Origin of the sequence: Rhodococcus wratislaviensis (assembly GCF_900455735.1) — a bacterium.
Classification (GTDB): domain Bacteria; phylum Actinomycetota; class Actinomycetes; order Mycobacteriales; family Mycobacteriaceae; genus Rhodococcus_F; species Rhodococcus_F wratislaviensis.
This window is the reverse complement of sequence record NZ_UAUI01000011.1, coordinates 300,446-321,646: the sequence shown is the minus strand read 5'-3', so window position 1 is coordinate 321,646 and position 21,201 is coordinate 300,446. Positions and strand designations below refer to the sequence as shown.

Here is a 21,201-nt window from a genome sequence, read left to right as displayed (position 1 = left end):
GAGCCGAGGAGGACATGTGTGGGGTAACGACGGCAGCTGGGTCGGCTCGGACGCGCAGACGATCGCCCGCGCGGTGACGAACCGGGAGGTGTCCGCGAGCCAGGTGCTCGACGACCACCTGGCGCACATCAAGGCTCGGAATCCGGAGCTTAATGCTCTCGTCACCGTCGCCGAGGATCAGGCGATCCGGGCCGCCGACGACCTCGACACCCGGATCGGCCGAGGGGAGGACGTCGGTCCGCTGGCCGGGGTCCCGTTCACGGTGAAGGACCTGATCGCGACCGCCGGTGTCCGGACGACGGCGGGATCGCGGACGCTCGAGCACAACGTGCCTTCTGTCGACGCACCCGCGGTGGCCGCGATGAGGGCGGCCGGCGCGATTCTCGTCGGGAAGACGAACACCCCGGAGTTCGGGGCCAGCGGCCTCACGCACAACGACCTGTTCGGGTACACCGTGAACCCCCTCCGGCCCGGCGGCGTCCCCCGCTCCCCCGGCGGTTCGAGCGGCGGTGAGGCGGCGGCGGTCGCGTCCGGGATGAGTGTCGTCGGTCTCGGCACCGACTTCGGCGGCTCGGTCCGCTGGCCTGCCCACTGCACGGGACTGCGCTCCGTGCGCCCGACGATCGGCCGGGTGGACCCCGACGGGCAGTATCCCGGTGTCCCGTCGGGCGATCACCTGCTGACCAATCCGGCGACCATGCACGGCACACTGCAGACGATCGGTCCGATGGCACGGACCCTCGACGACGCGGCGCTGGTGCTGCGGGTGCTCTCGTCCCGGCAGTATCTCTGGACGGACCCGGGTTCGGTGGACCTCGCGCGCCTCGACATCACGTGGGCGCCCGGTGACGGGACCGTGCCCGTCGGCGTCGAGATCGTCGCGGCCGTTGCAGGTGCGGCCCGAAGGCTCGGTGCCCGCTCGTACGAGGGCGGGGCGCTGGCGGAGGGGAACGACCTGTTCGGGACGTTGCGGTCGGTCGAAACCCACACCGACATCGAGGAACTCGGCACCGACTTCGGGGCGAACATCGCCACCATGCTCTCCGGCGTGCGGGACGTGGATCGGCAAGTGGTCGAGCGACTGTGGGCGCAGCGGTCGGACCTCGTCCACCGGTTGCTCGGCGAGATGGGGGACGTCCTCGTCCTTCCCGTCGCCTCGATCCCGGCGCCGCCGCTCGGCGAAGAACTGTTCGACGTCGGTGGGCAGTCGCTCACCTGGGCGCAGGCCCTGGCGAGTTGCCGCGCGATCAGCGTCACGGGTCTGCCGTCCGTCGTCGTTCCGGTGGGAAACACGAAGTCCGGGTTGCCGATCGGCGTGCAGGTCGTCGCGCGGCCGTGGTGTGAGCACGTGGCGTTGGCCGTGGCCGCCCGGTTGTGAGGCGACCACGGCCGACGCGGGTGTCAGATTACCCGGTCTCGCCGCAGGCCCTCGATGTCTTCGTCGCTCAGCCCGAAATCACCGAGCACCTCGGCCGTGTCCTGTCCCAGCACCATCGGCGGCGCATTCCGGATGGGCAGCGTCTCGTCGTCCACCCAGAACGGACCACGGACCAGCGGCACTTCACCGCCGTTCGGTGTGGCCACCGGCTGCACCATCTTCAGCGCCTGCACCTGCGGGTCGGCGAAGGCCTGATCGATCGTGTGGACGGGACCGCACGGGATGCCCGCCGCGCGAATCGCCGTCACCCATTCGGCGGCCGGCCGCACGGACAGCAGTTCGAGGAGTTCCTTGGTGAGCCGATCGCGGTGCGCGAGTCGTGACTGGCCGGTGCGGTATTCGGGCCGGTCGGCGAGTTCGGGATCCCCGAGAACCTGGCACAGCGACTCCCAGTGCCGATCCGAGCCGGTCGCGATGATGATGGGGAAATCGGCCGTGTCGAACGTGCCGTACGGCGTGATCGTCGGGTGCGTGTTGCCGTTCGGCTCCGCGACGCGTCCGGTGCTCAGGTAGTTCTGCGCCTGGAACGACATGATCGACAGGGCCGATTCGAGCAGCGACGTCTGCACGTGATGGCCGGCGCCGTCACGGCCCCGCGACACGAGTGCCGCCGTGATGCCCAGCGCCGCATAGATACCGGACACCGTATCGATGATCGGGATGCCGACGCGCATCGGCGTGTGGTCGCCCGCGCCGGTCACCGACATCAGACCCGACATGCCCTGCGCCACCTGATCGAGTCCCGGGGAGAACTGCTCGGGGCCGGTCGGCCCGAAACCGCTGACACTCATGACGATCACTCCGGGATTGTCCTCGGCGAGCGACTCCTGATCGAGCCCCATGTCCGCGAGGACGCCGGGTCGGAAGTTCTCGACGATGACGTCCACGTCGACGGCCATGCGGCGCAGCAGTTTCCGACCCTGCTCGCTGCGCATGTCGAGCGCGACGGACCGTTTGCCGCGGTTGACGGAGGCGAAGTACAGGCTGTCGCTGCCGTCGAACGGCGGCCACTGCCGGGAACTGTCGCCACCGGAACGGGTCTCGACCTTGATGATGTCGGCGCCGAAATCGGACAGCAGTGCCGTGCACAGTGGTCCGGCGAGGGCCCGCGTGAGGTCGAGGACCCGGATCCCGCTGAGCAACTGGTTCATGGTGGATCCTCGGTTCTCTGTGAAGGAAGGGGGGACCGTCCGAGAATTGCGGAGTCGCGGAACGATAGCGATGGCGAGAATGCACAAGCGGCCGCTGGGGATTTCGGCGCATTGTGTGCCGCGACGGGCTGCCGCCGCCGGTTAGCGTGAGCTACCGAAGAAACCCGAGGAGGACGAGACGATGCGCGACATCCTGACGGGTCTGGAATCGTGGTTCGGCCGCGGCGAAAATTTCGCCCTCGCCACGGTGGTGCGCACCTGGAAGTCGTCCCCGCGGGCACCGGGCGCGGCGATGGCCGTGTCGGAATCCGGTGAGGTGCTCGGAAGCGTGTCCGGTGGGTGCGTCGAGAGCGCGCTGTACGAGACGGCGCGGGACGTGCTGGCCGACGGGCGCAGCCGGACGGAAGTGTTCTGCGTGGCGGACGACGACGCGATCGGTGTCGGTCTGACGTGCGGCGGCACCATCGAGGTGTTCGTGCAGCGCATCGGGCACCAGGACTTCCCGGACTTCGCGCAGGTGGCGCGGCGCATCCGCGGCGGTGAGTCGATTGCCGTCGTGACGGAGACCGGCGACGGATCACGGACCCGGCGCTGCGTGATCGCCGGGGGTCGGCAGGCGGGCGACCTCGACCTGCCCGAGACCGACGTCGAGAGTGTCCGCCGCCGGCTCGAAGCCGGTGAGTCGCTGGTGTATCAGCTGCAGTCCGAGACGGTGTGCATGGTCGAGATCTTCGCGCCCCCGCCGCGGATGTACATCTTCGGGGCCATCGACTTCGCGGCGGCCATGTGCACGCTGGGCGCGTTCGCCGGCTACCACGTCACGGTGATCGACGCCCGCGCCGTGTTCGCGACGCGGGCCCGGTTCCCGGACGCTGACGACGTCGTCGTGATGTGGCCGCACCGGTTCCTCGAGACCGCGGCGGTCGACCGCCGGACGGTGCTCGCGGTGCTCACCCACGACGAGAAGTTCGACATTCCGCTGCTCGGGCTCGCCCTGCGATCGGACGCCGCGTACATCGGCGCGATGGGCAGCCGGGCCACGCACGAGCGCCGGGTCGCCTTGCTGCGCGAACAGGGGACGACCGCGCCCGAGTTGGCGCGGCTGCATTCACCGATCGGCCTCGACCTGGGCGCCCGCACTCCCGAGGAGACCGCGGTGTCGATCCTCGCCGAGATGATGAAGACGACCCGGGGCACCACCGGGCTCGAGCTCCAGCAGCTGAGCGGTCCGATCCACCGTGATGCGCCGGCCGGGACCGGCCGTCCGCTCGAGTGCACCGCGTGACCATCGTTTGACGGGTATTCGGGTCGCGACTTAAGGTCACACTTTCGCGCCATCCGGGGCGAGTATCGGATCAGGTGAGCAGGGTGTTGCAGTGACGGCGAGGGATGTCGGTAGTTCCGCTCCCGGGTTCCGCGCAGCCGCCGACACCGGCGACGGGCCTGGTCCGGGCGTTGCGCCGCAATCGTTCGCCGACCTGCTGCTGTCCGATCTCCTCGTCTCCCCGATCCTGGTCGCCGGCGAGACCGGCACGTCCCGCGAGGTGTCGAACGTCGCCGTGATGGCGGTGCCGGACATCGGACCGTGGCTCCGGGCCGGACAGTTGCTGATCACCACGCCCGCGGTTCTCGGCCGGCTGGCCGAGCCGATCGACGCGTTCCTGGCCCGGCTCGACAGGCGAGGCGTCTCCGGGCTCGCCGTCCGACTCGACGACCCCACCGCGACGCTGCCGGCCGAGATGTCCGATGCGGCCGACGAACTCGGGCTTCCCGTCGTCGTGGTCTCAGACCTGTATTCGCAGACCCACCCGCTGTCCGGTGCTCTCGCGGAGTTGTCGGCCCGGCAGGTCGACGCCGTGTTCGAGGCGGACCGGCTGCGGAGAGTGCTCGTCGACGTCGTGATGGCCGGCGGAGGATTCGCCGAACTTGCTGTCGCAGTCGCGGGTGAACTGGGCGGGGCCGTGCTGATCACGACACCCGACGGACGTCAGTTGTGCCGGGCAGGCGACGAGTCCGAGCTGAACCGGCTGGCGTCGAGCGCGGCGCTCGACTCCACCGGGCGGGTCCGCACCGATTCGACGGAAGGCGGTCTCGGACTGCACCGGCTGGGCGACGAGTTCATCGCGGTCTCAGCGATTTCGGCCAACGGCATCGATCACGGGCGGCTGGTGCACTTCAGCACCGGGCACCCGCTGCGCAGCGAAGACCTGTATCTCGTCGAGCAGGCGGCGGCGGTGTGCGCCCTGGTGGTCGCCCGCGAACTGGTCGTGTCCTCGGTGGAGGAGAAACACCGCGCGAACTTCGTGCGGGACCTGCTGCTGGGCCGCGGCGGCGAACACGAGCACGTCGTCGCGCACGCGAAGACGTTCGGCTGGGACCTGGACCGTCCCGTGGTCGTCGTGGTGATCGAACCCGATCCGGTCGGCGAGGACGAGCCGTCGATGCCCACCCGGATGCCCCTCGTCGAGCGGCAGGCGCGGGCATTCACGAGCGCCGTCGCGGGCCGTGACACGGGCGCCGCCGTCACCGCGCTGGCGACGGAGACGGTGATCCTGATGGGTGTCGGCACCGACACGATGAACCTCGTCCACGAACTCGTCGCCTACGTGCGCGGCGACGGCGGCGGCGGGCGCAGGCCCTTCGGGGTGGGGGTGTCCCGGCCGACGGACTCGGTGGACGGGATCCCGGCCCTCTACGGCCAGGCCCGGACCGCGCTGAAGGTGGGACGGCAGATCACCGGTGCCTGGGCTGTGACGCATTTCGACGACCTCGGCGTCTACCGGCTGCTGAGCCTCGTCGAGGACGACCGCGAACTCGAGTCGTTCGCCACCGAGACCCTCCGCGAACTGACCGCCGACACAGCCGAGGCGCAGGACATGCGGCGCACCCTCGAGGTGCTGCTCGCCACCAACATCAACATCGCCGAAACCGCACGTCAACTGCACTTTCACTACAACACCCTGCGGTACCGGGTGGTGAAGCTGGAGAAGATGCTCGGGTCGTTCACCGACCACCCCGAATTGCGGCTCGACCTGTCTCTCGCCCTCAAGATCATGGCGATGCGCGGCATCAATTCCTAAAGTTGCCAATTTCGCCGGGCACGCACTGGCAGATTCTTCTCACGCCGGGTGGCTGACGCTGTAATAACGTTTCCCTCCTATCGAGGTGCAACTGTGACATGCGGCACATCATCGGAGCTGGCCGCCGGCACCCCTGCACCGTCACCTGTCTGAAAGGTCACCCTATGCCTATCTGGACACTGCACGGAGATGGCAAGACCATCGCGCCCGGGGAGGTCGTCGCCCCGAGCGAACGGCTGACCTGGGGTCGCACGATCGGGCTCGGCGGGCAGCACGTGGTCTCGATGTTCGGGGCCACGTTCGTCTTCCCGATCATCATGGGTCTCAATCCTCAACTGGCCGTGATGATGTCGGGGTTCTGCACCCTGTTCTTCCTGCTGGTCGTCAAGGGCCGGATCCCCAGCTACCTGGGGACGTCGGCCGCGTTCGTCGGCGGCATCGCCGCCATCCGCGCCCAGGGCGGCACCTCGGCGCAGGTGACGGGGGCGATCCTGGTGTCGGGTCTCGTGCTCGCCGGGATCGGCGTGCTGATCCACTTCCTCGGCGGCGGGGTGGTGTTCAAGATCCTGCCGCCCGTGGTCACCGGCGCCGTCGTGATGCTGATCGGGTTCAACCTGGCCCCGGTCGTGGCAGGCACGTACTGGCCGCAGGACCAGTGGGTCGCGTTGACGGTGATGGTCGTGCTGGTGGTGGCGAGCGTCGCGCTCCGCGGATTCCTCGGACGGGTCGCGATCTTCCTGACGCTGCTGTTCGGATACGTGCTGTCGTGGGTGCTCGACCTGACGACCGGCATGATCACGTCGTACGACCCGGTCGCCGGCGGGGTCACCGAGCACTTCCGGGTCAACTGGGACGGCGTCTCCTCGGCGTCGTGGATCGGGCTTCCGCCGTTCTCCGACGAGGCGAACGGCATCGTGGGCATCCACGCGCCGTCGTTCAGTCTGACGTTCATCGTCCTCGTACTGCCCGGTGTGATCGCCCTGATCGCGGAGAACGCCGGACACGTCAAGGCCGTCGCCGAGATCACCAAGACCGACCTCGACCCGATGATGGGACGCGCCCTGATCGGCGACGGCCTGGCCACCACCATCGCGACCAGCGTCGGCGGATCCCCCACGACGACGTACGCCGAGAACATCGGCGTCATGGCCGCGACGAAGGTGTACTCCACGGCCGCATACGCCGCGGCGGGCGTCATCGCGATGCTGCTGGGCTTCTCCCCCAAGTTCGGTGCCGTCATCTCCGCGACCCCGGGCGGCGTGCTCGGCGGAATCACGGTGGTGCTCTACGGGATCATCGGCCTGCTCGGCGCGAAGATCTGGAAGGAGAACGGCGTCGACTTCGGCAACCCGCTCAACCTGATGCCCATCGCCGCCGGCCTGATCATCGCGATCGGTGACACGGAGCTGACGTTCACGGACAGCTTCTCCCTCAGCGGCATCGCGCTCGGCACGATCGTCGTGATCGGGATGTACCACCTGTGCCGGGTCATCGCCCCGAAGGACACCGACGACACCGGCACCGGCCGACACCACCCGAAGCCGACCGCGGACGACGGAACGGCCCCGGATCGCGTCGGCCAGCTCACGTGATCTGCCATCGTCAGCACGTGAGTTTTGTCACTAGTTCACGAAACGTCGAGCGTACGATACGGGCAGGATCTGAGGAATGAAACCGTCGCCACTGACTTATCACCGACCTCGGTCGATCGACGAGGCCTGTCAGATCCTCGCGGACGTGGCTCACGAGGGAAAGGTGCTCGCGGGCGGGCAGTCGCTGATCCCGTTGCTCTCGATGCGGCTGGCCGCGCCGGCGCATCTCGTCGACATCGGATCGATCCCCCGGCTGGACGCGGTGTCGTCGTCACGCGAGCTCGGTGTCACGTTCGACGCACTGACCACCCATTCGGTGCTCGAATCCGACCGCGGCGCCGCCCGGGTGCAGCCGCTGATCGGCCGCGGGCTGCGTCTCGTCGCACACCCGACCATCCGCAACCGCGGCACGACGGTGGGCTCGATCGTTCACGCCGACCCGTCCGCCGAGATGCCGGCCGTGCTCGCGCTGCTCGGTGGCTCGGTCACCGTGCGTTCCGTGCGCGGGGTCCGGGAAATCCGCTCGACCGACCTGTTCGCCGGGCCGCTCGAAACGACGCTCGAGCCGGACGAGATCGCCACGAGCGTCACCGTCCCGGCCGCCGAGCCCGGTGTCGGGACGGCGATCGACGAGATCGCCCGCAGACACGGCGACTACGCACTCGTCGGGGTCGCGGCGCAGGTGCGGGTCGAGGGCGGCGCGGTCGCGGAGGCCCGGATGACGTACGTCTCGGCCGGCGAACTCGGTGAGGTCGTCGACTACACGGACGTGCTGCGGGGTGCATCCGCGACGGACGACCGGGACCCGTTGTGGCGGAATCTGTCCGAGTTCGCGCGGGAGCGGATCGACACCGAACCCGACATCCACGCCACGGCGCGGTACCGGTCGCAGCTGGTGGCGGCGCTGACCGCCCGGATCGGGTTCGCGGCCGCGCAGGATGCAGTGCTCGACGGTGCCGCCGTGCACGCGTCGGCGGGAGGAAGGTGACCATGGCAAAGGCAACGCGCAGCATCGACGAGCAACTCGCCGAACTGCAGGAGGACACGGGCGAACAGCACGTCGCGGTGACGTTCACGCTCAACGCGGTGACGCAGACGGTGGTGCTCCCGTCGCGCACGCTCGCATCCGACGCGATCCGGCATCATCTGCGCCAGACGGGCACACACGTCGGGTGCGAGCACGGGGTCTGCGGCGCATGCACCGTGCTGCTCGACGGGAAACCGGTGCGGTCGTGCCTGGTGCTCGCGGCGAGCCTCGAGGGCCGGGAGATCACCACCGTCGAGGGACTCGTCGAACCCGACGGCACGCTGCATCCGGTGCAGCAGGCGTTCATCGACTGCCATGGCCTGCAGTGCGGATTCTGCACTCCCGGCTTCGTGACGACCATCGCCGCATTCCTCGAGGAGAACGACTCGCCCACCCGCGAGGAGGCCACCGACGCGATCGCGGGCAACCTCTGCCGGTGCACCGGCTACCAGAACATCCGGGCGGCCGTGCTGCGCGCCGCGGAGATCAAGCGCGAGCGTTCGGGCGAATTCCCGCTCGGCAAGGACGACGAGTCGGCACGGGCCTCACTCGACCCGAAGGTCCGCGGCACGACCAACCCCGTCGGTGGAAGGGCAGGGCGAGCATGAGCGTCACGAAACCCCGCACCGAGCCCGCGCGGACCAAGGGCGCCGACGCGCCCGCAGCGGCGGAGAAGTTGTTCGGCAAGCCGATTCCCCGCACGGAGGACGCCCGGCTCCTGTCCGGCAACGGCCGCTACCTCGACGACCTGGGCCACAACGCGCTCATCGCCGCGTTCGTCCGATCACCGCACGCGCATGCCCGCATCACGGGGATCGACATCGATGCCGCGCTCGATCTGCCCGGTGTGCACGCGATCTACACGTACGACGACCTCGCGGACGACTCCCCGGAAATGGCGGAGAACCTCCCCCTCCTCATCCCACATCCGGCGATCACCGCCCCGCGCAACGGGTATCCGCTCGCCAAGGACGAGGTGAACCATGTCGGCGAGGCGATCGCGATGGTGGTCGCCGACAACCGGTACATCGCCGAGGACGCGTGCGCCAAGATCGATGTAACGTACGAGATGCTCCCACCGGTCGTGGGCATCGACGTGGCGCGGCAGGCGGACAACGCCGTGCACGCGGACGTCCCCGACAACGTCGCGGCGCACCTGCAGCACGGGTTCGGCGACGTGGACGCGGAACTGGCGAACGCACCGCACCGGCTGACCCTGAACCTCGAGATCGAGCGGTCGGCGTCGATGCCGATGGAGGGCAAGGGCGTCTACGCGCGCTGGGACACCGACGAGCAGGCGCTCACGTTCTGGACGTCCACGCAGACGTCGACGTCGGCCCGCGCGGCGATCGCGGCCCGACTCAAGATGGCGCACAACAAGGTCCACTGCATCGCACCCGACGTCGGCGGCGGCTTCGGCGTCAAGATCGTCCACCCGTGGCCGGAGGAGGTCATGGTCACCTGGGCCGCACGGCGGCTCGGGACGGCGGGCATCTCGAGCGAGGTCAAGTGGGTCGAGGACCGGCGTGAGCACTTCGTGTCGAGCGCGCACGAGCGCGGCCAGATCCAGGAAGTGACGGTCGGATTCGACGACGACGGCACACTCCTCGCGTTCGACTTCACGTTCTGGCACGACAACGGCGCCTACCTCCCGTACGGCATCATCGTCATGCTGAACACCTCGACGCAGGTGCTCGGGCCGTACAAGCCGAAGTCGTTCCGGGTGGACGCGTATTCGCTGTACACGAACACCGTCATCGTCACGCCCTACCGCGGGGCGGGCCGCCCGCAGGCCGTGTTCGCGATGGAACGGGCGATGGACGCGATCGCGAAATATCTCGGCAAGGACGTCATCGAGGTCCGCGAACACAACTTCATCCGGCCCGAGGAGATGCCGTACGACTTCCACCTCACGTTCCAGGACGGTCGCCCCCTGATCTACGACACCGGCAACTACCAGGCCGGGATCGACAAGCTCAAGAAGCTCATCGACTGGGACGGGTTCGCCGAGTACAAGAAGCAGGCGAAGGCCGAGGGCCGGGCCGTGGGCATCGGGATCGGAGCCTACGTGGAAGGCACCGGACCGGGCCCGTACGAGGGTGCCCACGTCCTCGTCGAAACGTCCGGGAAGGTCAAGGCCGCAACGGGTCTGACCACCCAGGGGCAGGGACACCAGACGGCGTTCGCGCAGATCGTCGCGGACGACCTCGGCGTGCCGGTCACCGACGTGGAGATCGTCACCGGCGACACCCGCCGATTCGGCTATGCCGTCGGCACGTTCGCGTCCCGTGGCGCGGTGATGTCGGGTTCGGCGTTCCACGTGGCCGCGCAGATGGTGGCGGAGAAGGCCCGCACGATCGCCGGTGAGGCGCTGAATCTCGATCCCGCCGAACTGGAACTTCGTGGTGGGCACGTGTGCAAGATCGGTACGGTGCCCGGCGCCGAGGGCACGTCCATCTCGCTGGGTGTGGTCGCCGTGCTGTCGAACCCGCTGCGCTACGCGTTCGACGACGCGTCGAGGCAAGCCACCGGATTCGCGAAAGCCGATACGGACATGACGATTCCGCCGGTCCGGGAGGGCGAACAGCCCGGGCTCGAGGCCACCGGCTACTACTCGCCCCCGACGTCGACGTTCGCGTCCGGCGTGCACGCGGCGATCGTCGAAACCGATCCCGTGACGGCGGAGATCCACGTGCGGCGGTACGCCGTGATCCACGACTGCGGCAACGTCATCAACCCGCGGATCGTCGAGGGCCAGGTCATGGGCGCCGTCGCGCAGGGTGTCGGTGGCGCGCTGTACGAGAAGATCGTCTACGACGAGCACGGCCAGATGCTCAACGCGTCGTACATGGATTTCCTGATGCCGTTCGTCACCGAGATGCCCGACTCGCTCGAGATGGACCACACCGTCACCCCGTCCGGGCTCAATCCCCTCGGGATGAAGGGCGCAGGCGAGGCGGGCGTGATCCCGACGTCCGCCGTCATCGCGGCGGCGATCGAGGACGCGGAAGGCATCCCGATCACTTCCATGCCGATATCCCCTTCAGAGTTGTTCGAGCTTCGCCTCACACACGCGTCGTCACAGAGCAAGGAGAACGAATGAGAATCGCCGGCACCGCCCTACTGACGGCCCCACCGGAGGCCGTGTACGACAACCTGCAGGACGGACGGGTCCTCGCGGCGACCATCCCCGGGGTGCAGTCCCTCGAGCAGCTCAGCGACAACCATTACAAGTTGTCCATCACCGCGGGTGTCGCGTCCATCAAGGGCACCTATGACGGCGAAGTGATTCTGTCGCAGCAGAATCGGCCCCAATCGTTCGTGATGACGGCATCGGGAGCCGGCGCCCCAGGCACCGTCAAGGCCGACGTGACGGTGCGGCTCGAGGAACGCGACGGCGGCACCCTGCTCAGCTACGACGCGGACGCCGTCGTCGGCGGCATGGTCGGCGGCGTCGGGCAGCGGATGATCACCGGTGTCGCGAAGAAGATGGCCGGGGTGTTCTTCAAGGGCATCGACGGCGTGATCGCCAACGGCATCCCACCGGCCGAGGTCGCCGCGGCGGCGGGCGAGGCGCCTGCGGTCGCCGGTGTCGCGGCGGCAGCCCCGGTTCCCGCGGCGGCCCCCGCGCGGGTGCGGGTACCCGAGGGAACCTCCACGACAACCGTTCTCGCGTCGGCCGCACTGGGCGCGGGTATCGCCCTCGCCGGTGTCCTCGTCGGCGGCATCCTCGTGCGGGGCACCTGCTCGAAGTAGCGCCGCGAACACCTCGTCACCCAGCACCCCGAACCGTCCGGTTCGGGGTGCTGTCGTCTGTGCAGGGGCACCCGGTCGCGGGCAGCGCCGAACGAGGCCCGGTGAGTTCGGCGATATGTGACAAAGAAACGGGGCGGCGGAAGCGGTGCAATTGCTGTACGCGAGACGAGCCCAGGAGGAATCGTGGAATCCAGAAAGATTCGGGTCGGTATCGACACCGGCGGAACATTCACCGACGTCGTGGCTGTGGACGAGGAGTCCGGAGCCGTCGTCACCACCAAGACACCCTCGACGCCTGCCGACCCGGCGCAGGGGTTCCTCACCGGAATCGAGAAGGTGCTCGCCAAGCTCGGCGAGACCGGCGACGCGATCGGCGCCGTCAGCCACGGCACCACCGTCGCCACCAACAAGCTCCTCGAAGGCAAGGTCGAGAACCTCGGGTTCATCACCACCGAGGGCTACGAGCACGTGCTCGAGATCGCCCGCCAGTCCGTCCCCGACGGCTACGGCAACTCCTACTTCTGGGTCAAGCCCGACCGCATCGTTCCCGCCGACCGCGTCCGCACCATCGGCGGCCGGCTGGCGTTCGACGGCAGCGAGATCCGCCCCCTCGTCGAGGACGACGTCCGCACGGCCGCCCGCTTCTTCGCCGACCGCGGCATCCGCACCATCGGCGTGTGCCTCATGCACTCCTACGCCAACCCGAGCCACGAGACGCGCGTGCGCGACATCCTCCTCGAGGAATACCCCGAGGCCACGGTGAGCATTTCCAGCCAGGTGCTGCGCGAGTACCGCGAATACGAGCGGTCCATCACCACGCTGGTCGACGCGGCCGTGAAGCCGAACATCCGCAACTACGTGAACAACATCGCCAACCGGCTGCGCGAATTCTCGTCCGACGAGGGCGAGGCCCGCGACATCCCGTTCTACGTGATGAAGTCGAACGGCGGCGTGCTCTCCGCCAAGGAGGTCGTGCACCAGCCGATCACGACGGTGCTGTCCGGCCCGGCGGCAGGCGCACTCGGTGCGGCGCTCATCGCGAGCGTCGCGGGTGTCGAGCAGGTCCTCACGTGCGACGGCGGCGGAACGTCGACCGACGTCACCGTCGTGGTCCGTGGTGAGCCCGCGCTCACCACCGAGGGTCGGGTCGGGGCGTACCCGTCGAAGATCCCGATGATCGACGTCGTCACCGTCGGCGCCGGCGGCGGCTCCATCGCCTGGCAGACCCCCGAGGGCACGCTCCGCGTCGGACCGCAGTCGGCGGGCGCCGACCCCGGCCCGCTCTGCTACGGCAAGGGCGGCAGCGAGCCGACGATCACCGACGCCCACGTGCTGCTCGGCCGCATCCCACCCCACCTGCTCGGCGGCGAGATCCCCCTCGACACCGAACTGGCCCGCAAGGGCGTCGAGCAGCTCGCGCACCAGCTGAAGCTCGACTTCGAGGCCTGCGCCACCGGCATCCTCGAGGTGTCGGCGTGGAACCAGGCCAACGCGCTGCGGCAGATCACGGTCAAGCGCGGCCTCGACGTCCGCGACTTCACCCTGGTCACGTTCGGCGGATCCGGTTCGCTGCTCGCCTGCCGGCTCGTCGACATCCTCGGTCTCAAGGACGTCCTCGTCCCGCTGAACCCGGGCAACGTGTCCGCGTTCGGGCTGCTCACGGTCGACGTCCGCAACGACTACGTGCAGACCCACGTCTGCAGGCACGACCGGCTGGAGATCGAGGAACTGCAGTCGGGGCTGGACGCGCTCGCCGCCGAGGCGGAACGGGCACTCGCCGACGAGGGCTTTGGGGAGTCGGAGCGCAAGTACGCGCGCTCGGCGGATCTCCGCTACCTCGGCCAGGCCTTCGAGGTCCGGGTGCCGGTCGGTGAGGGTGCCGTCACCCAGGAGCTGATGGACGAGGCCGCGGAGCGGTTCCACCAGGCACACCAGGAGCTGTACGGCTACGACTTCCGCGGCGACCCGCACCAGCACGTCGAGTGGGTCAACCTCCGCGTCAGCGGCATCGGCCCGATCAAACGCCCGACGCTGAACGAGATTGCGGCGGGGACCGGGGCCGAGTCCGCGGTGACCGGCACCCGTCCGGCCTACTTCGACGAGTGGGTCACCACCCAGGTCTACGACCGGGCCCGGCTCGGCGCGGGCGACGTCCTCGAGGGTCCGGCGGTGATCGAGGAATTCAGCTCGACCATCCCCGTGCACCCCGGTTTCCAGGCGCGGATCGACACCTTCGGCAACATCCGCATCACCAAGATCGCCGACTCGAACGGAGCGAACCGATGACCGTCACCACCGAACCCGTTGCAGTGCAGGCGGCCAAGCCCTACCGGCTGACACCGGTCGACGGCACGACGCCCGACCCGGTGCTGGTGGAGATCGTCGCCGGCTACCTCGCCAGCGTCGAGATGGAGGTCGAGACGTCGATCTCGCGGACCTCCCGCTCCCCCATGATCCGCGACGCGCACGACTTCCGCGCCGGTATCCACGACCGTAACCTCCGGAAGCTCACGGGCCGTTCGTATTCGGCGCTGGTGCACCCGGTGGCGCGGGACTTCCCGCTCGACACGATGAAGCCCGGCGACGTCTACTTCCACAACGACGTCTACCTGTCCGAAGGCGGCATCGGCCACCTCCCCGACCTCTGCGTCACCGTCCCGGTGTTCGCCACCCGGCCGGGCGACGCGGAACCGTCCGTCGTCGCGTTCGTGCAGGCGTTCGGCCACCACGACGACATCGGCGGCTGCTGCCCGGGATCGATGCCCTCGGGCGCGACCACGGTGTACGAGGAGGGCCTCATGGTCCCGCCGATCAAGCTGTGGGATCAGGGTGTGCCCAACGAGGCGGCGCTGCGGATCATGACCCGCAACTCGCGGATGCCCGACGCGCTGGCCGCCGACCTCGACGCCGAGTGCTCGGCGTGCCTCATGGGCGCCCGCCGCCTCACCGAGCTGTTCGAGCGGTACGGCTGCGACACCGTCGAGGCCTGCTTCGACGCGATGATGGACGCGACCACCGAGACGTACCGGCGGGAGATCCTCAGCAAGATCCCCAAGGGCGAGTACACGTGGGAGGACTACGCCGAACACGACGGCGTCGACGAGCCCATGCTGCACCGCCAGCGGATCACGCTCACCAAGACCGGCCCGGAGGACGAGGGCGGCGAACGCCTCATCCTCGACTTCAACGGCACCGGACCGCAGGCCAAGGGTCCCATCAACCACTGCGGTGACTACGCCGACGGCAACTTCCTCATCAAGTGGCTCGCGCCGATCCTGCGCAACCTCGCCGACAGTCCCGAGCGGATGGCGGAACTCGACGTCAACGAAGGTGTCGTGCCGTTGATCGAGATGAAGTTCCCGGAGAAGGGCACGCTGATCACCCCGATCTTCCCGGCGCCCACCAACGCCCGGACGTTCGTGATCCTGCGTCTGCTCGGTGTGCTCGCCGGCGTCGTCGCGAAGGCCGTCGACGGGAACATGCCCGCCGACCAGGAAACCATCCGCTACACGGGTGTGTACGGCGAGGACTTCGACGGGCACTCGTACCTGATGCGCGAGGTGCTCGGCGGCGGTTCCGGCGGCAGGCACTACGCGGACGGCGAGGACACCATCCACGTCGTTCCCGACTCGCGGAACCTGCCGACCGAGTTCACCGAGAGCCGGTTCCCGTTCATCGTCGAGAAGCTGGGCCTGGCGAAGGATTCCGGCGGCGCCGGACGCTACCGCGGCGGCCTCGGCTACGAGAAGCACATCCGGATGCTCAAGGACGCGAACTTCATGTCCATCGCCGACCGCTCGATCCTCTCCTGCTGGGGAGTCAAGGGCGGCAAGGCCGGACGGCCCTTCTCGGTGGTCCTCGACCCGGGCGGCCCGAACGAGCGCGAGTTCGACGCGCTGACCGACGCCGAACCGATCAAGGCCGGCGAAGTGGTGCGCATCCGCACCACCGGTGGCGGCGGCTGGGGCGACCCACTCGACCGGCCGGTGGAGGAAGTCGTCCGGGACGTGCTGTGGGGCAAGGTGTCCGCCGAGGGTGCACGCGTCGACTACGGTGTGGTGCTCGCGTCGTCGACCGGGGAACCGGCCGCGGACGTCGACGCCACCGAGGCGTTGCGCGAGCATATGCGCAACGACCGCGGACTGGACGAGCCGTTCTTCGACCGCGGTCCCGGGTACGAACGCCTCTCCGGCGGTGCGAAGTTCGCCGAATTCGACTTCATCGACCGGTGATCCGATGACCGAGTCACTCTCCCGCGGCACCGAGATCGCAGTCCTCGGCGCCGCGGGGAAGACCGGAGCCGCCGCCGTCGCGGCGCTCGATGGGCTCGCCGACGTACGCCGGGTGGTGCACACCGCCCGGCGTCCCGGCGACTTCGCCGTCGACCTCGAAACGGGCGCGGGACTGGACAGGGCGCTGTCGGGTTGCCGGGGCGTCTACTTCATCGCCCCCAACGTGCACCCCGACGAGCCGGCGCTGCTGCGAAACGCGCTGGCGGCGGCCGTGTCCGCGGGGGTCGAGCACGTCGTCTACCACTCCGTGGCCTGGCCGTACACCCCGCTCATGCCCCACCACGTCGACAAGGCGCGGTGCGAGGACGAGCTCAGGACGTTCGGCGGGTTCCGGTGGACCGTCCTGCAGCCCTGCGCCTACGCGGAGAATTTCGGGGCGGTGCTGGACCGCTCGGCCACGACCGTCGAACTGCCCTACAGTCCCGACGCGACGTTCTCGTTCGTCCGGCTCGCGGACGTCGCGGGGGTGGCTGCGCGAGTGCTGTCGGAGGGCCCGGACATCCACCACGGCGCCACCTACGAACTCGGCGGACCGGAAGCCCTCAGCGTCCGGGAACTGTGCGACCGGGCGGGTGGGCCGGTGTCGGTGAAGCAGGTGTCCGTCGACGAGTGGATGTCGCGGCACGGGCGGGACCTGACGGACGACGGTCGCGCGCGGTTGTCCGCGATGTTCGAGTTCTACGACCGGTACGGGTTCCTCGCGGGCGGCGCGATGTTCGAGTCGCTGCTCGGGCGCCCGCCCGCCCCCGTCACGTGAGTGGCAAAGCGTGCCGGGGCACACTTTGCCACTCACGTGCTCAGACGCCGATCCGGCCGCCCGACTTCCACACCGCCACGACGGCCGGACGCGGCTGAGCGTCGCCGCCGTCGGGCCAGTGCGACGCCGGGTTGTCGGCGCTCGCGTCGTCCAGTTCACCCGGGTGCTGCACGCACACCGTGACCCGTTCCTCGCCGACGATCGGACCGCACGTCTCGGCGCCCTTGGGCACGGTGAGGAACTGCTTGGTCTCCCCACGGTTCGGGCCGTCGAGGACGACGCTGAACAGGCCGTCGTTGGACTTCAGCGCGTTGCCGTCGGTGGAGATCCACAGGTTGCCGTGCGGATCGAACGCCAGGTTGTCGGGGCAGGAGATCGGGCTGACGCTGTCCTTGTCGAACCCTCCGAAGTAGGTGTCGGCCTCCTTCGGGTCACCGCACACGAGCAGCAGGTTCCACGTGAACGCGGTGCCGGCGTGGTCATCGGTGAGTTCGAGGACCTGACCGTTCTTGTTGTTGTTCCTCGGGTTGGCCTCGTCGGCCGCCGCGGCACCGTCGACGCCGCGCTTGGTGTTGTTGGTCAGCGCCACGTACACCTTGCCGGTCGTCGGGCTGGGTTCGAAGTCCTCGGGACGGTCCATCTTGGTGGCACCGACCTTGTCGCCTGCCTGACGGGTGAACACCGCCACCTCTTCGGCGCTCATGCCGTCGACGAGCGACTCCCCCTTGCCGTCCTCACCGGTGCGGAGCAGCGGGATCCACTCGCCGGTGCCGTCGAACGTCCCACTCGACGGCAGCGTGCCCGACCCGTCGATCTGGTCCGCCGAATTGCCGCTGAACTTCGCGACGTACAGGGTGCCCGCGTCGAGCAGCGTCATGTTGTGGCGCACGGCCGCCTGGCTGCTGCCGTCCATCGCCTTGCGGCTGGAGACGAACTTGTACATGTAGTCGAAGCGTTCGTCGTCGCCGCTGTACGCCACGACGGTGCCGTCGTCGGTGACGTGGATGGTGGCGGCCTCGTGCTTGAACCGGCCCAGTGCCGTGTGCTTGACGGGCGCCGACGTCGCGTCCCACGGATCGACTTCGACGACGTAGCCGAAGCGGTTGACCTCGTTCGGTTCCTGGGCGAGGTCGAAACGCTTGTCGAACCGTTCCCACTTGCGCTCGGACGCAGCACCTTCCACGCCGTACCGCTTCAGCCGTGCGGCGACGACGGGGTCGGTGACCAGTTCGGCGTTCGCGAAGTACTGGTTGAAGTTCTCTTCCCCCGACAGCACCGTGCCCCACGGTGTGACGCCACCCGAACAGTTGTTCAAGGTACCGAGCACCTTCGTGCCCGTCGGGTCGGCGGACGTCTTCAGGAAGTCGCTGCCCGCGGCGGGGCCCGTGACGACGAATTCCGTGGTCGCCGTGATGCGCCGGTTGTACGGCCCGAACTCGGGAGTGAGCGTGCCCGAGGCGGATTCACCCTTCACCTGCACCACCGACAGCCCGTGTGCGGCGAGCGCGGTCTGGAACTGCTCCGGCGACGGGTTCTCGGCGTCGTAGCCCGTGAACATGAACGGCTCGGTGGTGTACTCGTGGTTGACCACCAGCAGGAAGGTGTTCGGCTGCCCCTCGACAGGCAGGAGTCCGGCGAAGTCGTTGTTGAAGCCGAACTGCTGCGCCTGCGCCTGGGCGGTCTGGTTGTCGAAGTCGAACGCGGGAGCCCCGGGCAGCACCGGGTCGCCCCAGCGGATCACGACGGCCTGCTCGTATCCGTCGGGGACGACGAGGGTGTCCTCGGTGTTGGGGGCGACGGCGTCGAAGTTCGTTCCGGCGGGCGCGCCGTCCGACCCACCCGTGCCGGAGACGCTTCCGTTGCCGGAGTCGTCCGAGCAGGCCACCAGCGCACTGCCCGCGCCGACGGCGAGGACGGCCATCCCCGTCCCGCGCAGCATCCCGCGCCGCGACAGGGCGGTTCGGGCGATGTCCCGGAAGTACTCGCCGGGCGAAGTGTTGGGCACGTCGTGGGAGCATGCGTTTCCGCACTTGTACTGACAGGTGACGGATGCGCGCGAGGACACTCCGTCGTGTTTGACGAACAGTGCGAGGGGTTTCAAGCTCACCGTGGCTCCCGATTCGAATGTGGACAACTCCGGCACCGTAGAAGTCGTAAGCGAGACGAAGGGAACGTGTGTGTGAACGTGCGGACAACGAGGTGACCCTAAGTTCTGGCAGAAATTGCTTCTAGCCAGCAGCCCGGCAGCCGTGCACCATTGAAAGATGGACCCCGTCGAAGCGCTGCGGGAAATTGCGTTCTGGCTCGAGCGCTCGCGTGACGAGGCACCGAGGATCGCCGCATTCCGGCGGGCGGCCGACGTGCTGACGTACGCGGACGAGGACGAACTGGCCGATCTGGAGGAGCGGGGCTGGGTGTCGCCGCCGGACATCGGGTCCGAGGCCGCCGCAATCATCCGTGAGTGCGCCGAGTCGGTGCCGCTGTACCTGACATACCTCCGGAATGCGGCCGAGCCGATCGGCCTCGGGGGGACCGAACTGCTCGACGCGCTCCGCGGCGACCTGCACACCCATTCCGACTGGTCGGACGGCCGGTGTCCGATCCGGGAGATGATGCGTCGCGCGGCCGCCCTGGGCCACGAGTACTGCGCGATCACCGACCATTCGCCGCGGCTGACGGTCGCGAACGGGATGTCGTCGGAGCAGCTGCTCTCCCAGCTGAGCGTCGTCGCCGAACTGAACGCGGAACTCGCGCCGTTCCGCGTGCTCACCGGCATCGAGGTAGACATCCTCGTCGACGGCACCCTCGACCAGGACGACGACCTGCTCGCCGACCTGGACATCGTGGTGGCCAGCGTGCACTCGCACCTGGACACCGATCGCGCGACGACGACCAAGCGGATGCTGCAGGCCGTGAAGTCCCCGCACGTCGACGTCCTCGGGCACTGCACCGGCCGGCTCGTCGAGGGTGCACGGGGACCGCGGCCCGAATCGAAGTTCGACGCGGAACGGGTGTTCGACGCGTGCCGCGAGTACGGCACCGCGGTCGAGATCAACTCCCGCCCCGAGCGGCGCGACCCGCCGGGACGGTTGATCGACCTCGCACTGAGCAGCGGCTGCAAGTTCTCCATCGACACCGACGCGCACACCACCGGTCAGCTCGCCTGGCAGGGCTATGCCTGCGAGCGCGCCGCCGAACGCGGAGTCGAACCGACGGACGTGATCAACACCCTGCCCGTGGCCGAGCTGCTGGAGTGGGCCGGAACCCCGATTCGGCAATGATCCGTGTCGGGATCGTTGCGCTCCTGGTTGTCGCTGTGCTGATCGCCGTCGTGTGGGTGTTGCAGCGACGACTGATCTACTACCCCGACACGTCCCCGGTGCCGCCCGCCGACCGACTGATCGCCGGGGCCGAGGACGTCACGCTGACCACGTCGGACGGCCTCGAACTCGGCGCCTGGTACGTCCCACCCGCGAGCGGGGACCCGCTGATGACCGTCCTCGTGGCCCCCGGGAACGCCGGCAACAGGGCCGACCGGGCGCAGCTGGCGTCGGACCTCGCCGCCGCCGGTTTCGCCACGCTGCTCTTCGACTACCGCGGGTTCGGCGGGAATCCCGGTCACCCCAGCGAGGACGGACTGGCACTCGACGTCCGGGCGGCCCGCCGGCACCTCGTCGACGAGCGACGCGTGCCGCCGGAGCGGCTGCTCTACTTCGGGGAAAGCCTCGGCACCGGCGTCGTCACCGAACTCGCCACCGAGCATCCGCCCGCGGGCCTGTTGCTCCGGTCGCCGTTCGTCGACCTCGCCGCCGTCGGCCGGCATCACTACCCGTTCCTGCCTGTCCGGCTGCTGCTGCGCGACAGGTTCCCCGTCGCGGAGTACGTCGCACGCATCGACGTGCCCACCACCGTGGTCTACGGCACGGCCGACATCGTCGTCCCACCGGAACAGAGTCGACGCGTTGCCGATGCGGCGCTCGGCCCGGTGGAAACCGTCGTGCTGGCCGGGGCCGGGCACAACGACGACGTGATGTTCGGCGGCGCGGAGATCGTCCGCGCCACGAGGGCGCTCCGCGCCCCGTGAGTGGTTGACGAGTCTCTGGACTCG

Annotated in this window: 15 protein-coding genes; 13 read left to right on the top strand and 2 right to left on the bottom strand. The window is 68.9% G+C overall.

All coding sequences use genetic code 11. The features are described from left to right. The first annotated feature begins 16 nt into the window (after positions 1 to 16). On the top strand, positions 17 to 1,378 hold the full coding sequence (locus DTA22_RS15250) for an amidase (protein ID WP_112299975.1): 1,362 nt from the start codon (positions 17 to 19) through the stop codon (positions 1,376 to 1,378). 23 nt (positions 1,379 to 1,401) lie between these two features. On the opposite strand, the gene DTA22_RS15245 is transcribed toward DTA22_RS15250, so the two are convergent. After that, positions 1,402 to 2,589, bottom strand: a complete 1,188-nt coding sequence (locus tag DTA22_RS15245; protein ID WP_112299974.1) for a CaiB/BaiF CoA transferase family protein — start codon at positions 2,587 to 2,589, stop codon at positions 1,402 to 1,404. A gap of 181 nt (positions 2,590 to 2,770) precedes the next feature. Between DTA22_RS15245 and DTA22_RS15240 the strand changes: the two genes are divergently transcribed. From DTA22_RS15240 to DTA22_RS15195, 10 genes are all read left to right on the top strand, one after another. Next, complete coding sequence (locus DTA22_RS15240) at positions 2,771 to 3,874, top strand: XdhC family protein (RefSeq protein WP_112299973.1); 1,104 nt, start codon at positions 2,771 to 2,773, stop codon at positions 3,872 to 3,874. A gap of 91 nt (positions 3,875 to 3,965) precedes the next feature. Beyond that, the gene (locus tag DTA22_RS15235; protein ID WP_112299972.1) at positions 3,966 to 5,669 is read left to right on the top strand and encodes a PucR family transcriptional regulator; all 1,704 of its coding nucleotides are present in this window, start codon (positions 3,966 to 3,968) and stop codon (positions 5,667 to 5,669) included. Positions 5,670 to 5,833: 164 nt separating this feature from the next. Then, the gene (locus DTA22_RS15230) at positions 5,834 to 7,261 is read left to right on the top strand and encodes a uracil-xanthine permease family protein (protein WP_037230240.1); all 1,428 of its coding nucleotides are present in this window, start codon (positions 5,834 to 5,836) and stop codon (positions 7,259 to 7,261) included. Between the two features lie 76 nt (positions 7,262 to 7,337). After that, positions 7,338 to 8,249 (top strand): FAD binding domain-containing protein, encoded by a 912-nt coding sequence (locus tag DTA22_RS15225; protein ID WP_112299971.1) that lies wholly within the window; start codon positions 7,338 to 7,340, stop codon positions 8,247 to 8,249. A 2-nt stretch (positions 8,250 to 8,251) separates the two neighbouring features. Continuing rightward, positions 8,252 to 8,896: a (2Fe-2S)-binding protein gene (locus DTA22_RS15220; RefSeq protein ID WP_037230237.1), complete on the top strand. Its 645-nt coding sequence runs from the start codon at positions 8,252 to 8,254 to the stop codon at positions 8,894 to 8,896. Continuing rightward, positions 8,893 to 11,391 (top strand): aerobic carbon-monoxide dehydrogenase large subunit, encoded by a 2,499-nt coding sequence (cutA, locus tag DTA22_RS15215; RefSeq protein ID WP_112299970.1) that lies wholly within the window; start codon positions 8,893 to 8,895, stop codon positions 11,389 to 11,391. Before DTA22_RS15220 ends, cutA begins: the two co-directional genes overlap by 4 nt. After that, on the top strand, positions 11,388 to 12,044 hold the full coding sequence (locus tag DTA22_RS15210; RefSeq protein ID WP_112299969.1) for an SRPBCC family protein: 657 nt from the start codon (positions 11,388 to 11,390) through the stop codon (positions 12,042 to 12,044). The genes cutA and DTA22_RS15210 overlap by 4 nt, the downstream gene beginning before the upstream one ends. A gap of 183 nt (positions 12,045 to 12,227) precedes the next feature. After that, positions 12,228 to 14,330 (top strand): hydantoinase/oxoprolinase family protein, encoded by a 2,103-nt coding sequence (locus tag DTA22_RS15205; RefSeq protein ID WP_112299968.1) that lies wholly within the window; start codon positions 12,228 to 12,230, stop codon positions 14,328 to 14,330. Then, positions 14,327 to 16,276, top strand: a complete 1,950-nt coding sequence (locus tag DTA22_RS15200; protein ID WP_112299967.1) for a hydantoinase B/oxoprolinase family protein — start codon at positions 14,327 to 14,329, stop codon at positions 16,274 to 16,276. Before DTA22_RS15205 ends, DTA22_RS15200 begins: the two co-directional genes overlap by 4 nt. A gap of 4 nt (positions 16,277 to 16,280) precedes the next feature. Further along, positions 16,281 to 17,093: an SDR family oxidoreductase gene (locus tag DTA22_RS15195; RefSeq protein ID WP_112299966.1), complete on the top strand. Its 813-nt coding sequence runs from the start codon at positions 16,281 to 16,283 to the stop codon at positions 17,091 to 17,093. Between the two features lie 40 nt (positions 17,094 to 17,133). Here the strand turns inward: DTA22_RS15195 and DTA22_RS15190 are convergent, their stop codons facing one another. Beyond that, the gene (locus DTA22_RS15190) at positions 17,134 to 19,200 is read right to left on the bottom strand and encodes a PhoX family protein (protein WP_037230377.1); all 2,067 of its coding nucleotides are present in this window, start codon (positions 19,198 to 19,200) and stop codon (positions 17,134 to 17,136) included. A 157-nt stretch (positions 19,201 to 19,357) separates the two neighbouring features. Here DTA22_RS15190 and DTA22_RS15185 point away from each other — a divergent pair, with 157 nt between their 5' ends. Both DTA22_RS15185 and DTA22_RS15180 read left to right on the top strand, forming a co-directional pair. Beyond that, a complete protein-coding gene (locus DTA22_RS15185; RefSeq protein WP_037230223.1) occupies positions 19,358 to 20,374 on the top strand; it encodes a PHP domain-containing protein in 1,017 nt (338 codons plus the stop codon). Continuing rightward, a complete protein-coding gene (locus DTA22_RS15180; RefSeq protein WP_112299965.1) occupies positions 20,371 to 21,177 on the top strand; it encodes an alpha/beta hydrolase in 807 nt (268 codons plus the stop codon). Before DTA22_RS15185 ends, DTA22_RS15180 begins: the two co-directional genes overlap by 4 nt. Positions 21,178 to 21,201: the final 24 nt, after the last annotated feature.

Bases quoted from the DNA above. Each gene is read 5' to 3' on its own strand.
- DTA22_RS15185 (WP_037230223.1), top strand. From the start codon at position 19,358: ATGGACCCCGTCGAAGCGCTGCGGGAAATTGCGTTCTGGCTCGAGCGC.
- DTA22_RS15220 (WP_037230237.1), top strand. From the start codon at position 8,252: ATGGCAAAGGCAACGCGCAGCATCGACGAGCAACTCGCCGAACTGCAG.
- DTA22_RS15200 (WP_112299967.1), top strand. From the start codon at position 14,327: ATGACCGTCACCACCGAACCCGTTGCAGTGCAGGCGGCCAAGCCCTAC.
- DTA22_RS15195 (WP_112299966.1), top strand. From the start codon at position 16,281: ATGACCGAGTCACTCTCCCGCGGCACCGAGATCGCAGTCCTCGGCGCC.
- DTA22_RS15225 (WP_112299971.1), top strand. From the start codon at position 7,338: ATGAAACCGTCGCCACTGACTTATCACCGACCTCGGTCGATCGACGAG.
- DTA22_RS15180 (WP_112299965.1), top strand. From the start codon at position 20,371: ATGATCCGTGTCGGGATCGTTGCGCTCCTGGTTGTCGCTGTGCTGATC.
- cutA (WP_112299970.1), top strand. From the start codon at position 8,893: ATGAGCGTCACGAAACCCCGCACCGAGCCCGCGCGGACCAAGGGCGCC.
- DTA22_RS15245 (WP_112299974.1), bottom strand. From the start codon at position 2,589: ATGAACCAGTTGCTCAGCGGGATCCGGGTCCTCGACCTCACGCGGGCC.
- DTA22_RS15240 (WP_112299973.1), top strand. From the start codon at position 2,771: ATGCGCGACATCCTGACGGGTCTGGAATCGTGGTTCGGCCGCGGCGAA.
- DTA22_RS15230 (WP_037230240.1), top strand. From the start codon at position 5,834: ATGCCTATCTGGACACTGCACGGAGATGGCAAGACCATCGCGCCCGGG.
- DTA22_RS15210 (WP_112299969.1), top strand. From the start codon at position 11,388: ATGAGAATCGCCGGCACCGCCCTACTGACGGCCCCACCGGAGGCCGTG.